General features: G+C 59.5%; 13 protein-coding genes. 11 read left to right on the top strand and 2 right to left on the bottom strand.

The window, feature by feature from the left end; genetic code table 11:
- Positions 1-36 precede the first annotated feature (36 nt).
- From HMPREF3098_RS02680 to HMPREF3098_RS02655, 6 genes are all read left to right on the top strand, one after another.
- Positions 37-1989, top strand: coding sequence for an ABC transporter family substrate-binding protein (locus HMPREF3098_RS02680; protein WP_070433879.1), 1953 nt, complete (start codon positions 37-39; stop codon positions 1987-1989).
- Between the two features lie 14 nt (positions 1990-2003).
- Positions 2004-2939 carry an N-acetyl-1-D-myo-inositol-2-amino-2-deoxy-alpha-D-glucopyranoside deacetylase gene (mshB, locus tag HMPREF3098_RS02675; protein ID WP_070433878.1) on the top strand — a complete coding sequence of 312 codons (936 nt, stop codon included), beginning with the start codon at positions 2004-2006 and terminating at the stop codon, positions 2937-2939.
- Positions 2940-3176: 237 nt separating this feature from the next.
- On the top strand, positions 3177-3638 hold the full coding sequence (locus HMPREF3098_RS02670) for a hypothetical protein (protein ID WP_083283981.1): 462 nt from the start codon (positions 3177-3179) through the stop codon (positions 3636-3638).
- Positions 3639-3740: 102 nt separating this feature from the next.
- Entirely contained in the window at positions 3741-4064 is a 324-nt protein-coding gene (gene fdxA, locus HMPREF3098_RS02665) for a ferredoxin (protein ID WP_035115101.1), read from the top strand.
- A 13-nt stretch (positions 4065-4077) separates the two neighbouring features.
- A complete protein-coding gene (gene dapC, locus HMPREF3098_RS02660) occupies positions 4078-5229 on the top strand; it encodes a succinyldiaminopimelate transaminase (RefSeq protein ID WP_070433877.1) in 1152 nt (383 codons plus the stop codon).
- A gap of 29 nt (positions 5230-5258) precedes the next feature.
- Positions 5259-6125: a pseudouridine synthase gene (locus HMPREF3098_RS02655; protein ID WP_070433876.1), complete on the top strand. Its 867-nt coding sequence runs from the start codon at positions 5259-5261 to the stop codon at positions 6123-6125.
- Positions 6126-6183: 58 nt separating this feature from the next.
- Here the strand turns inward: HMPREF3098_RS02655 and dapD are convergent, their stop codons facing one another.
- Together dapD and HMPREF3098_RS02645 are read right to left on the bottom strand one after the other, a co-directional pair.
- The gene (dapD, locus tag HMPREF3098_RS02650) at positions 6184-7173 is read right to left on the bottom strand and encodes a 2,3,4,5-tetrahydropyridine-2,6-dicarboxylate N-succinyltransferase (protein WP_070433927.1); all 990 of its coding nucleotides are present in this window, start codon (positions 7171-7173) and stop codon (positions 6184-6186) included.
- 48 nt (positions 7174-7221) lie between these two features.
- Positions 7222-8610 (bottom strand): amino acid permease, encoded by a 1389-nt coding sequence (locus tag HMPREF3098_RS02645; RefSeq protein ID WP_070433875.1) that lies wholly within the window; start codon positions 8608-8610, stop codon positions 7222-7224.
- Between the two features lie 95 nt (positions 8611-8705).
- On the opposite strand from HMPREF3098_RS02645, the gene dapE reads away from it, so the two are divergent.
- From dapE to HMPREF3098_RS02620, 5 genes are all read left to right on the top strand, one after another.
- Complete coding sequence (gene dapE / locus HMPREF3098_RS02640; protein WP_070433926.1) at positions 8706-9827, top strand: succinyl-diaminopimelate desuccinylase; 1122 nt, start codon at positions 8706-8708, stop codon at positions 9825-9827.
- Between the two features lie 148 nt (positions 9828-9975).
- On the top strand, positions 9976-10836 hold the full coding sequence (locus HMPREF3098_RS02635; protein WP_070433874.1) for an LOG family protein: 861 nt from the start codon (positions 9976-9978) through the stop codon (positions 10834-10836).
- A 35-nt stretch (positions 10837-10871) separates the two neighbouring features.
- Positions 10872-11198, top strand: coding sequence for a DivIVA domain-containing protein (locus HMPREF3098_RS02630; RefSeq protein ID WP_070433873.1), 327 nt, complete (start codon positions 10872-10874; stop codon positions 11196-11198).
- On the top strand, positions 11199-12677 hold the full coding sequence (locus tag HMPREF3098_RS02625) for a leucyl aminopeptidase family protein (RefSeq protein ID WP_070433872.1): 1479 nt from the start codon (positions 11199-11201) through the stop codon (positions 12675-12677). It abuts the gene before it with no gap.
- Positions 12678-12936: 259 nt separating this feature from the next.
- The gene (locus tag HMPREF3098_RS02620; protein WP_070433871.1) at positions 12937-13806 is read left to right on the top strand and encodes a methyltransferase domain-containing protein; all 870 of its coding nucleotides are present in this window, start codon (positions 12937-12939) and stop codon (positions 13804-13806) included.
- The last annotated feature ends 355 nt before the right edge of the window (positions 13807-14161 follow it).

The raw sequence follows: 14161 nt of genomic DNA, 5'->3' as shown, positions 1-14161 counted from the left end.
CGTCCACCACCAGCCCCGTCAGAAAAGGCCACGCATATGACTTCACAACACATCATGCGGGTCAGCCTAGCTGCGATGGCCACGGTTGCCGCGGTTAGCGTGGCCTCTTGCCAAGCCAACCCCGGGGATGCACCAACGGTCGAAGAACAAGCAACGTCGACCACCGCGCCCGCGCCCTTGAATCAGGACGAGCGAGGCAAGGGCAAACAAATCACGGTTGGGGTGGATGCGTTCACCACGAACCTGAATCCCCACTTGGCGGGCAATGAATCGCCATTGACCTCTGCAATCGCAGACCTCACGTTGCCCAGTGTTTTTGTGCCTGGCCCAGGAGGCTGGGTGCAGGACGACAACTTGATGCGCGAAGTGATTCCGGATGACCCAAATGCACCCACCACCATCAAGTACAAACTGAACCCGCTAGCGCAGTGGTCCGATGGCACCCCGGTGACCAGCAGCGACTTTGAATACCTAGTTTCTGTGATGGCAAACACCCCGGGCGTGGAACGTGCCGGGGGGTACCGGCGCATTGCCACATTCGACTCGCACGGTTCCGCCACGGAATTCACGGTCACGATGAAAGAGCCATACGTGCCGTGGAAAGAACTCTTCCGTCACGTGCTGCCGAGCCACATTTATCGCGCGGAAAACCACGTGTTCGGCACAATGATGGAAGGCTCGTCTGCGGCATCGGCGGGCCGTTATGTCGTATCTGCCGTGGATTCGGGCCGCGGCATCATCGAGTTGCAGCGCAATGACCGTTTTTGGGGCGCTAAACCAGCAGAAACTGACAAGCTGGTTTTCGCAGCGGTTCCCGATACCCCAACGGCAGTGCAGATGCTGCGCACCGGACAGATCCAGATGGTCGCTATGCGCCCGGCCGAACAGTCTGAGTTGTCATTTGCCCAGATCAAGGACGTGCAGCAACGCACGGCTGGACGGGCGGTTCAGCTAAACCTCACGGCGAACCTGCGCAGCACCACCATGCGGAATTCGAAAACCCGTGGCTTGATCATGCGGTCGCTGGACCGTGACGTGATTGCCAAGATTGTCTCCACGCGATCCGAGCCCCCTGCGCCCAAGTGGGATATCACTCCGGACGTGTTGGCGGGAACTCCCGAAAAGATTACGAATGCTCCCCATACACCCGTGGTCATTGGCGCGGATACTGACGATTCGATGGCAGTCAACGCGGCCCGTACCGCTGCGGACCAGCTGTCGCAGGCGGGATTCAATGCGTCGGTGAAGACCATGGAGGCCAACGAGCTGCACACCAAGGCTCTCGTCGACGGTTCGGTGGACCTCGTTGCTCACTGGCAACACAGTCCTGCCAGCCCGAGTCAGTACGCTGATCAATTTGGCTGCACCGCCGCTGGCGAAACACCGGGGAAGAAGAAAACCGGGTCTACTGCAGCGACCGGGGCCGCTGAGTCTGGCGCAGATTCCAAGAGCAACGCTGACTCTCAAGAAAACGCAGATCAAGGCAACACAGACCACGGTGAGGCGACCCAGCAAAACAACGCGGGTTCGGGCAATGCCTCGGGACAACCCGATTCGGCCACACCGACAAACCACGGCGGGGCGGAAGGCTCGGGCAGCGGGGCGTCGGCCCCCAAGTCAGAAATTGGTAACAACACCAGCGGGTTCTGCTCACCGCAAGTCGATCGACGGCTGAGTAGCGCACTGACGAGCGACACGGACCGGTTGTTTGGCGACAGGGAGTTGATTGACCAAGCCGTGGCCGCGCAAAATGTGATCCTCCCACTGCTGGGCGAGCAACAGCTGGTAGCGGTTAATTCCAGGTTGCAGGGCCCGAGCGCAGATCTGGCCGACTGGCCATTGAGCCCGATGAGTGGAATTTTCCCGACGGCGGCGCGTTGGACTATCGGGGATGTACAGACCACTGCAGCGCCGTCACCGAACGATGTGCCGTCACCCAGCGAAGCACAACCATCCAGCGCCGCCCCAACAGCTACAACGGGACAGTAAACATAGGAGGAGCCATGCCTAACGGAATTATGGCCGTACATGCGCACCCGGACGATGAATCCATCTGGACGGGACTGGCCTTGGCGAAAGCGCGACGGCTGGGGCACGAGGTCACCAATGTGACGTGCACCCTAGGCGAAGAGGGGGAGGTCATCGGGGAGAAGTACGCCCGGCTTGTCGAGAATTCGCAGCACCCCAAAGGCACGGGCATGCTGGGAGGTTACCGAATCGCGGAACTGCAGCGAGCCCTGCAAGCGCTGGGAATCGATCATGGGCCGCTTTTGCTGGGCGGGGCCGGCTGCTGGCGCGATTCGGGTATGGCCGGCACCCCGTCGATCGAACACTCTAGGGCTTTTGCGGCGACCGGGCGCCCGGATGACTTTGTGGCGCAGGTGGCACAGTTGGTGGATCTTATTAGGGCCCGACGCCCCTCGCTGATCATCACCTACGATTCCGATGGGGGATACGGCCACCCCGATCACATTCGTGCCCACCAGATTACGCGCGCGGCGGTGGAACAACTGCGCGGAACACAGTGGGAGCCACAGCAGGTGTTATGGGCGGTGACGGATCGGGCCAAAGTCATGGCGGCCCTCGAATCAGTGGAGGCTCCGGAGGGGTGGACCATGGCCACGGAAGCTGATGTAGCAGGCGTGGATTCTTTGGTGAACCCCGATGCGGTGGACTTCGTCGTCTCGGGTTCCGCAGAAGACGTGGCGTCTAAGCAAAAGGCGATGGCAGCGCACGCCACCCAGGTGTGGGTGGCCGATGGCACGCGCACGGACGTGAACTCTGAGGCGCGGTACAGCGAGCCCGTGGTCTACTGCCTGTCCAACATGTTGACGCTGCCTTTGCTGAACGAGGAAAGCTACGCCGTCGGGTATACCGCGGAGGAGGCTGCACCGGATTTCGCTGCACGCCTCTTCGCAGGGGAATCGGCTACGGAGTAAGTTGCAAGAGGGGCGGAGGAGCGGCGTGTGTCTTAGCCTAGCTATACCGCGCCCGCCACTACTTCCGCCTGTTACTGCCCCAGCCCGGAACCAACCTAGCCCGGAATCAGCCCGGGCCAGAGACTCAACCTAGCCCAGAATCAGCCCGGATCAGAACCAACCCAGCCCGGAACCAGCCCGGACCAGAACCAACCCAGCCCGGAATCAACACAGCGAGATGAAAAGGAAAACACCAGCGTGACCAGCGACAAGACAGTCGAAACCGCCGAGCCAGACTGGGGTCACCCAACGAAATCGCAGGTGCGAATGGATACGACCAGGGGAGAAAAGGTCTCCGGCATTGTGTGGTTGACGATCGGCGCGCTCGGTGGGTTATTCATTGCGGTGCTCTACTTGGGTACCAGGGTGACCATCGATGGAACCAGCTGGCCAGTGCCGTGGACCATTGTGTTTGCAGGATGGTTCAACTCGGTTATCACCCGTACCGCGCTATTGTGGACTCCCAACCGAGTGCTTGCTGGAATTCCTCTTATGGTGTGGTTGTTGGGCTTTGTGGTGCTTTCCGCATGGCCGTTCCTGCCCGGGGCTAGCTCCGTACTCGTCCCCTCCACACTGTGGTCGATGCTGGTGTTGGTAGTCGGCCTTGCCGGAGGAATGTGGCCAATGCGACCACGTTTTCCTGAGGTCGATCGCGACTGAATTAGCATATGATTGTAGAGTTGAACCACTGAAGTTTTGGCGGTGGTGTGACTAACCACTGCATGCACCTTCGAACAACTGCGAAAGGTTCGGTAACCAACGATGACTTACACCATTGCGCAGCCTTGCGTGGATGTGATGGACCGTGGATGCGTTGAAGAATGCCCGGTTGATTGCATCTATGAAGGCAAGCGTGCGCTGTACATTCACCCTGATGAGTGCGTGGATTGCGGTGCTTGCGAGCCAGTGTGCCCAGTGGAAGCGATCTTCTATGAAGATGATGTGCCAGATGAGTGGGAAGAGTACAACGACGCAAATGCGGCGTTCTTCGACGACCTCGGCTCCCCGGGGGGTGCTGCCAAGCTGGGCCCACAGGATTTCGACCCACCGATGGTGGCTGCCCTGCCTCCACAGAACCAGGATTAATCAGTAGGTGGCTATGACTGACGCTTCGGGTGTGCAACCACGGGTCTTGCGAAAGCCAGTGGGCGATCGCTTGCCGGATTTCCCCTGGGATTCTTTGGCTGAGGCAACCGCGCAGGCCAAATCCCATCCCGATGGAATTGTGGATCTCTCGGTCGGTACTCCCATCGACCCCGTTGCGCCCAGCATTCAGCTGGCACTCGCTGAATCTGCAGCGGTGCCCGGATACCCCCAGACAAAGGGTACACAGCGTCTGCGGGAAGCAATCGTAGGCGCAATGCAGCGCCGTTATGGGGTAACGGGCCTTGATCCCGAGAATGCAGTTTTGCCTGTAATCGGCACCAAGGAAGCAATTGCGTGGCTACCAACCTTGCTGGGGGTCGGCGAGGGCCATACGGTGGTTATCCCTGAGTTGGCATACCCCACTTATGAAGTCTCTGCACGCTTGGCCGGCGCTGACGTGCTGCGCAGCGACTCTCTGCTGAAACTCGGTCCACAGCCGGTTTCGCTGGTCTACCTGAACTCCCCGGCCAATCCTCACGGTCAGGTGTTGGGCGTAGAACACCTGCGCAAGTTCGTGGATTACGCGCGGCGCACCGGAACCATCATCATTTCCGACGAATGCTACTTGGGCCTAGGCTTCGAGGGTGAAAAACCCGTTTCCATATTAGATCCACAGGTATGCGACGGCGACCACCGTAATTTGTTGGCGGTGCACTCGTTGTCGAAGACCTCCAACATGGCCTCGTACCGCGCGGGTTGGCTGGCAGGAGATCCGCAGCTCATTCAAGAACTGCTGGAAATCCGTCGTCATGCGGGACTGATGAACCCCGGCCCCATCCAAGCTGCCATGGTGGCTGCTGTGGAAGAAGATGGTCACGAAACTCTGCAGCGCGAACTCTACCGCCATCGCCGCGACATGCTGAAAAGCGCGTTGCGGGAAGCCGGATTCACCATTGAGCACTCCCAAGCCGGACTGTACCTGTGGGCCACCGAGGGCCGTGATGGCCGGGAGACCGTTGCCCGCTTGGCCCAGCTGGGTATCCTGGTCGCACCTGGTGATTTTTACGGTCCGCGTGGCCAGCAATTCGTGCGCATTGGCTTAACTGCCACCGACGAGCGCATCGAGGCCGCCACCCGTCGCATCACGGAGGGCTTCGGGAAGTAACCGCGGCAGCTGATCGCCCACCCCGCCCGATGACAACGTACAGACCGGACCCCATCGACGGCATCTCCGCCCAACGAATTGTTTTGAGAGAGCGCGTCCCAGACGACGGCGTGGTCTATCTTGCCGCCGCAGCGGGAGATTCCCCCTTTGCACCGGGCACAGTTTTGCCTGCTGGTTCGACGCTACCCCGGGCCATTCCCGCCTGGTTTCACCCTAGGGTCGGGCGCGAGCCACAACGTTTGCTGAACCTGGATATCCCCATCGTCGCGGAAACCGAGGATGTACTCGTGGTAGACAAGCCCCACGGGTTGCCCAGCACCCCTAACGGGCAGTTCATGCGAGCCTGCGTGCAGACCATGCTGCGCGTGCGACGGGAAGAACCGGACCTGGTGGCCATCCATCGCCTCGACCGGCTCACAGGAGGCTTGCTGGTGTTGTCCCGTCGTCCGCGCACGCGTGGCGCGTTGCAAACGCAATTTCAACGCCGGGAAGTGCACAAGACGTACCATGCCGATTCCACGGTCTACCTGCCGGGACACGAGGCGTGGGTGCACTATGCAGTGGGAATGGCCAAGATCGCGCACGATCCCCAAGTGAAGGTTTCCGAGGGCATAGGTAAGCAGACGAAGACGTGGGTGCGGTTGCTGGGGCCGGTGGCGTCAGAAAGAAAAAACCAGCCACCCAGGTGGCGCTATGAGGTACGGCCGACGACCGGGCACACTCATCAGATCAGGGCGCTGATGAATTACTTGGGTGCGCCAATCGTGGGTGAGGATACGTATCCAGAATATAAGCCGCGACCAGCGGATCAGCTGGAACCACGGCTTGGTTTAAGGGCAGTGGAACTGTCCCTGAAGCTTCCTGATGGGGCAGACGGGCAGTTCCGGGCGCACTAGTTGGCGTGCGCCTTCCCGCCATGGGACGGTACACCCAGAGTCGACAGTTCCCCGTGCACTAGTTGGCGTGCAGGTCCTCGTTGAGTTCGATCGGGCCAGAGCCTGCGACGGCTTCGACAGCGCCGGTCACACTGTTACGGCGGAACAGAACACCCGAGGTGCCGGAAACGTCTGCGGCCTTGACGATGTCGCCATCGGTTTTACCTAGTGCCTGGGCAACATCTCCCTTGACGGTGATCTTGGTGCCGAAGGTGATGTATAGGCCGGCTTCTACGGTGCAGTTATCGCCTAGGGAGATGCCAACACCGGCGTTGGCGCCCAGAAGGCAGCCCTCGCCAATGGAGATGACTTCCTTGCCTCCACCGGACAAGGTGCCCATGATGGATGCGCCGCCACCGATATCGGAGCCATTGCCCACGACCACGCCACCAGAAATTCGGCCCTCCACCATGGATGAGCCTAAGGTACCTGCGTTGAAGTTTACGAAGCCTTCGTGCATCACAGTGGTGCCTTCGGCGAGGTGAGCACCCAAACGCACGCGATCGGCATCGCCGATGCGCACTCCAGTGGGGACGACGTAATCGACCATGCGAGGAAACTTATCGATGCTGTAGACCGTCACTGGGCCGCGCTGGGCCTGCAGACGCTGACGGGTGAGATTGAAGTTCTCTACCGCGCATGGGCCATGGTTGGTCCATACAACGTTGGTGAGTTTGCCGAAGACACCGTCCAAGTTGCATCCGTGCGGCTGCAACTTGCGACCGGAGATGAGGTGGAGGCGAAGGTATGCATCATAAGCATCGGCAGGGGCCGCATCTAGGTCGGCGATGGTAGTACGGATGGCTACGCGGGCTACACCGCGCACATCGTCAGAGCCAACGAGGCCCTGGGCGGAGGGGTCGAGTTCCTCATTCCCCCGAGTGACCGTTCCCCCCTTGAAGTCGGCCGAAGAGGTCTCATCAATGAGATCGAATTCTGGGAACCATGCATCCAGCACGGTTCCATCGGCAGTGAGCGTTGCAAATCCATTACCAAAAGCTGCAGTCATAACCACAGAGTCTAGCGAAGGTGCGCCCACTGCCGCTGCCTCTGGGGGCTAAACCAAGGCATCCTTCGTGTGGTCGTCGCCGGCTTTCTTTCCAATGACGACGCCCAGCGCAGACAGGGCTGCGAAAGCGATGGCAACCGTGAGAACCTGCAGGCGCGCCTGTGCATCAAACAGCATCAGGGCAGTCAAACCAAGGATCATAATGACCGTGATCCAGGACAACACGGGGTATGCCCACATGCGGACCTGCAAAGAGCCCTCGGCCTCCAACTGCGGGCGCAGCTTAATTTGAGACAGCGCAATCATGAGCCAGATGACCAGGAGGGAACCCCCGACGGCGTTGAACAGGATACCGATCAGGTTCGCGGGTCCCCAGACCTGCAGTGCAACGGAGATGAAGGCGAACAGCAGGGAAGAGATAACCGCGCGGATTGGAACGCGGGAGGAGTTGACCTGGGCGAAGAACTTCGGCGCGTAACCGGTTTTGGAGAAGCTGAACACGAGGCGGGAGGTTGCATAAATCTGTGCGTTAAACGCGCTCAGCAACGCCAGGACAATCACGATCTCCATGCCCTTGACGGCACCGGGGATACCCGCGAGCTCGAGGACGCGCGTGAAGGGAGATTCCGCAGCAGATTCGGCTGCGCCGAGGGTCTTGAATGGCAGCAGCGCCGCGATGAGGAAGACTGCGCCCAAGTAAAAAATGGAGATACGCAAGATCACAGCGCGGACTGCGGAAGCGATGGACTCACTGGGCTTTTCGGATTCCGCAGCAGCGATCGTCACGATCTCGATGCCGCCAAATGCAAAAGCAACGGCCAGCAGGCCAGCGGCGATACCGGCAATACCATTGGGGGCGAAATCGCTAAAGTTGCTCAAACCGGGGGAGTCGTAATCAGGGAACAAACCGAACAACAGGGCAAAACCGATGAGGATGAAGATCACGATGACAGCCACCTTGATGAAGGCGAACCAGTATTCGAACTCACCAAAACCGCGCACGGCGGCGAGGTTAACAATCGTGAAGATCACCACCGCAACCAATGCCGGGATCCAGCCCGGCACACCGAACCAGCTACCCATGATGGCACCGGCTCCGGTGATTTCCGCACCCATCACCATGATCAGCATGAACCAGTACAGCCATCCCAAAGAGAACCCGGCCCAGTGGCCGAAGGCCTGCCGACCGTAGGTGGCGAAGGTGCCGGATGCCGGGCGCGCAGCGGCGAGTTCACCGAGCATGCGCATCACGAAGATGACTAGCACACCGGCGACAACGTATGACAAAAGAATGGCCGGGCCGGCGGCGCGCACGCCAACACCGGAGCCGAGGAAGAGGCCCGCACCAATTGCGGAGCCGAGCCCCATCATTGTGAGGTGGCGCGTCTTCAGGCCATGCCCCAGCTGGGAGCTTTCGGTTTGTTTAGCAGAACTCATGCATGAATTACACCACACGGGAACTAATGCACTGTAAGTACGCGAAAAATGGCTTGCGATACTACCCGTGATATTGATGGGGTATGAAAGGTGATATGGAATACAAACAGCTCGACCTTACGGTCGACCCGGTACAGTTAACCGCTGATTTGGTTGATATCTACAGTGAATCGCACCACGAAAAAACCATCGCTGACCTGCTTGAACCAGCGCTGCGCGCGATTCCCAATGTTGAGGTGAATCGTCGCGGGAATACGCTCGTGGCACGAACACATCGCGATCTGGGGGACCGCATTGTGCTAGCCGGGCATATCGACACGGTTCCCCCCGCGGACAATGTGCCTTCGCGGCGTGGTCCGGACCCGCATACGGGGGAGGACACCATTTTCGGCCTTGGCAGCGTGGATATGAAATCCGGCGCGGCTTGTTATGCCCAAGCTTTTGCAACCTTGGCCAACTCTCCGAAGCTTACGAGGGACATGACCTTGGTCCTCTACGAAGGTGAAGAAGTGGCAACGGAGTTTAATGGCCTGAATCACTTGGTCACTTCCGATCCGGAATTGCTCGATGGCAAGCTGGCCTTACTGGGTGAGCCCAGCGGTGGGTTGATTGAAGCAGGGTGCCAGGGAACACTGCGCGTGAAAGTAACCGCGCTGGGCAAACGCGCGCACTCCGCGCGGTCCTGGCTGGGGGATAATGCTTTGCACCGCCTTGCGCGCGTGCTAGTCCGAGTCGCCGACTATGAACCACGCGATGTTGAAGTTGACGGCCTGACATACAAGGAGGGACTCAACGCAGTCATTGCCGAATCCGGGGTAGCCACGAACACCATTCCGGACGAGGCATGGGCCTTCATCAACTTCCGCTTCGCCCCGGATCGCAGTGTGGACGAAGCCCTGCAGCACACCTTCGATGTGCTACAGGTGGGTACTCCCGATGCGCCCGCGGAGGGATTCGCCGTGGAAATTGATGACACGGCGGCCGCGGCGCGCCCGGGGCTGGATCAGCCCGCTGCAGCCAGCCTCATTAAGGCCACCGGGGGTAACGTGCGAGCGAAGTACGGTTGGACTGACGTGGCACGGTTCACCGCGCTGGGTATTCCCGCCGTGAACTTCGGACCTGGCGATCCCAGCCTGTGTCATACTCGCGATGAACGCTGCCCCGTGGCACAAATTGAGCAGGTGCATGCGCAGCTGACCAGTTTCCTCACTGCGTAGGGCGACAGTCGGGGGCAGGGGGGCGTCGAGTAAAAATAGCCGACGAGGCGGTCAAGAAAGAGGGGTGGGGCGGGGCACTGTCAAGCAAAAAGGTGGACCCGGCGGTAGAAAAGTACAGGACACCTACCCGAAGAGAGAAAGAGCAACGATGACTCCCCCTCAAGAAACCCGCTACCGTGGCCCCGTGATCTTGCGGGGGCGGCAGCGTGAAGATGGCGATACATCGACCACAGATCAGCGACTGTTGCGCGACCAGCAAGAAACTGACTGGTTGCACACAGACCCGTGGCGTGTGATGCGAATCCAAGCCGAGTTCATCGACGGATTCGGTGCGCTGGCGAAGCTACCGAAAGCCATCACGGTATTCGGATCCGCGCGTATCAAGGAAGGACATCCCTATTACGAGACGGGTGTGCAGCTGGGCGAGGCGATCCACAAGGCCGGCTATGCCACCATTACCGGTGGTGGCCCAGGATTGATGGAAGCCCCCAACCGCGGTGCGCAGGAAGCCGGGGGCATGTCCATTGGCCTAGGCATTGAGCTGCCTATGGAGCAGGGACTCAATCGTTGGGTCGATATGGGCATCAACTTCCGTTACTTCTTCGTGCGCAAAACGATGTTCCTGAAGTACTCGCAGGCGTTTATCTGCCTGCCCGGTGGTTTTGGGACCTTGGATGAGCTGTTTGAATCCCTAGTGATGGTGCAGACCGGCAAGATCCAGCGTTTCCCCATCATCCTGATCGGCAGCGAATTCTGGGGCGGACTGGTGGACTGGATCCGCACTCGTCTCGTGGATGAGGGCATGATTTCACCCGAAGATGTGGATTTGTTCTACGTCACCGACGATCCGCTGGAGGCTGTTCGGATCTGCCAAGATACTCACAATGGCCAGGTGGAATCGCTGGAAGAGGAAAAGGAAAAACTACGCGAACAGCAGCGGCAAGTGCAGCGTCGGATCGATAACCTAACTCGCGGCGACCATTTCGACGATCCAGCACAACCGCATTAGACACGGCTCACCACTCGGCAGGTAGATTAATAATCATGTTTTGGTTGTTGTCCTTCGCCGGTGGCGTGCTTGTGGCTGCGTTGTTGACGTTCCTTCTGGGGAACGTCTTCGGGCGTGGGGAAGAGTTGCCTGATGTGAAGAAAGGGCCTGCTTCACAAGAGCACTGGCGTAATCTCACTCAGGCTCCAGTGACGGCCGCTTCGGTCACCCAGGTCCAGTTTTCCTTGGGGTTGCGAGGCTACCGACAGGATGAAGTGGACGCGTACCTTGAAAACGTTCACGCCCGTTTGGCGGAGCTGGAAAACGCTGCCCGCACTGACAACCAATCTTCACCACATGCGCCGTTGAAGGAGGAAAACTAAGTGCCCACTACTGCCCCCATACCCTCGATCCCGCAAAGAGTTGTTGAATTGACCGCGGGGGAGCGCCTCGAGTCCAGCGAGATCATCGAGGTTTCCATTCTCTCCTCCGACGCCGCTCCGTCCCCAGGAATGGAAATCCAAGCCGATGGGTCGTTCGTCTACGGACTCAAAGGTTCGCGCCCGGCGTTGTTGGATCTGACCCACGCGGAGGACTTCGAGGACGACGGCTGGCGCGCTGCGGGTGCAGATATAGTTCGCCGTCTGAGCACCCTGATTCAAGGCCACCCGGTCCGCGCCAAGAAACACCTGGTGCAGGTGAGCGTTCCCGCGAACGTGAGTGCGGATAACCTACGTTCTTTGGCTATTGGGATGACGGTGGGAAACCACACGTTCGTCACCACCAATAAACGTCGCAAGCCCAAGGTTCGTCGCGCCCACATCGTTTTGCCGGGTAACGGCAAATCGGCAACGTCCGAGCACCTGGCGAACGCCGTGAAAACCGGAGCGCGTTTAGGTGCGGCGACGTGTCTGGCCCGGGACTTGGCCAACGCTCCGGCAAATGTGAAGTCGCCGGAGTGGTTCGCGCGACAAGCTAAGAAGGCCGTTAAAGACATCGAGGGCGTGAAGGTACGCATTCGTGACGAAGAATGGCTGCAGCAAAAAGGCTTCGGTGGCATCCTGGCGGTGGGGCAGGGCTCTGTGCGTCCACCGCGGTTGGTGGAACTGGTGTGGGACCCAGAACGAATTGGGCAGAAGCGCCGGCGCAAGACCGTCGTGCTGGTTGGCAAGGGTGTGACCTTCGATACTGGCGGTATCTCCATCAAGCCCAGCGCGAACATGGATTCCATGCGCACGGACATGACTGGAGGAGCCAGTGTACTGAGCGCCTTCCAAGCGCTTGCCGAGATGCAGGTACCCCGCAAGGTCGTGGCATTGATTCCAATGGCAGAAAACATGCCCAGTGCATCGGCTTTCCGTCCCGGTGACGTGATCGAGCACTATGGTGGTCTGACCAGCGAAATCACCAACACAGATGCAGAAGGTCGTTTGTTGTTGGCGGATGCCGTGAATTACGGCGCACGTAAGCACAAACCGGCAGCAGTGGTTTCCATCGCTACATTGACTGGCGCAGCCAAGGTTGCGCTGGGCCTGCGAACCGGTGCCGTGTTTGCACCCGATTGGGGTGTGGGTGTGAAGTTGTCGCGCCGGGGTGCTTCCGTCGGCGAGCGATGGTGGCCGATGCCCACGCCGGAGTACGTAGAAGACGATGTGGATTCCACAATTGCAGACGTGCGTCAGTGCCCACCGGGACCAGGAGCAACTACTGCGGCAATGTTCGTGCGCCGCTTTACCCGGGGCGTGGCCCATGTCCACCTGGATATTGCCGGACCCGGGCGTGCGGAGGGCATTTACGATGAGATCACCCCGCTGGGTACCGGTTTCGGCGCCCGTACGCTCATTCAGTGGCTGAGCCGCTAGAAATGTGGTGGTTGAGTCGCTAGAAATGAGGTGATTGAGCGAGTAGGTGATCAGCGGCAGGTTTGCAAAGCCGCGGTCGCGAGGTCGCGGGGCTTCGCATTTTGAGTCGCTGGGAATGTGGTGGCCCGTGAGATGGAGTGCCCATGCTCGTGGGGCACTATAAATTCCATTCGGGTTAGTTTGCTGGGGAGTCGTCTACCTGCCCAGCCGAAGATAGTGTTATAAATAACGGAATCAATTTTGCTGGAAGGAATAGTCAGTGCTGGAAGACGTCATTGACCTGCTGGCGGATCCCGTCGATGGCACCGCCTTAGCCTCGGGGGACGACAAGTGGAAGACGTTGGTCTCTGAATCGGGCCATAGTTATGACATTGCTCGCCAAGGTTATGTCACCTTAGCCGGTGGCTCTGGCCTGCGGTATTCAGGCGACGATGCTTCCATGATCGACGCCCGCGAGACATTCCTTTCCGGTGGCCACTTTGCACCCTTTGTGGAAGCGGTCACGCACTCCGTTGAGGAAGTCCTTGACGAGGCCGGAGTATCAACGGATGCCAAGCCGGGCATCGTGGAGATCGGTGCGGGCACCGGTTACTATTTAGCACACTTGCTCGACACCGTGGAGGGTGCCCGGGGGATTGGTGTTGATGTGTCCACGGCTGCGGCTAAGCGCCTCGCGCACGCACACCCGCGCGTGGGGGCCGTGGTGGCGGATGCATGGTCTCGCCTTCCTATCCGCGACGCTAGCGTGGATGCCATCACCGTTATTTTCGCACCCCGCAATGCGGCTGAATTCGCCCGTATCCTAAAGCCTCAGGGCGAGGTAGTGGTACTCACCGCGGACCGTGGGCACCTATCGGAGCTACGCGAGCCCTTGGGCATCCTGGACGTGGAGGACGGTAAGGTACAGCGCATGATTTCGCAAGCTTCGGGGCACCTCACGCCTGTCGGGCCATCCCAGCCCGTGGAATTCACCATGCGTTTGGACCAGGCCTCCATTGCCGCGCAGATCGGTATGAGCCCGTCGGCCCGCCACATTCATCCAGATGTTTTGCAGCAGAGGATTGAGGCTCTTCCCCATGTCATGGAAGTGACCGCCCGTGCGCTCATTACTCGTTTAAAGAAATCTTAGGTTTCAGCTTAGAAACTTACGCGGAGTGCGTTAGAGTCAACGGTGAGGGCTCGCATCATGTGAAGGTGGTTGGTTGCTCGAGCCCTCGCTGTGGTGGATGAGGTAAGTGTGGTGTTTGCCTCGTCTTGGAAGGAGAAATGTGCCCTCGGCGCCCCCATGAAGGAGCCCCGAGGGCACATTTTAATTGCTTAACGTGGTATATCCGGAACGGCGACGTTGACCGCAACCGCGTTGGTGGTGCTGTCGGCAATAGCTTTGTCGGCGGGAACTGCGTTGGTGGTGCTGTTGGCAACTGCGTTGTCGGCGGGAATCGCGTTGGTGGTGCTGTCGGCAACAGCGTTGTCGGCGGGAACCG

This window comes from Corynebacterium sp. HMSC28B08, assembly GCF_001806865.1.
In the GTDB taxonomy this organism is placed as follows: domain Bacteria; phylum Actinomycetota; class Actinomycetes; order Mycobacteriales; family Mycobacteriaceae; genus Corynebacterium; species Corynebacterium auriscanis.
This window is presented reverse-complemented; position numbering and strand designations above follow the sequence as displayed.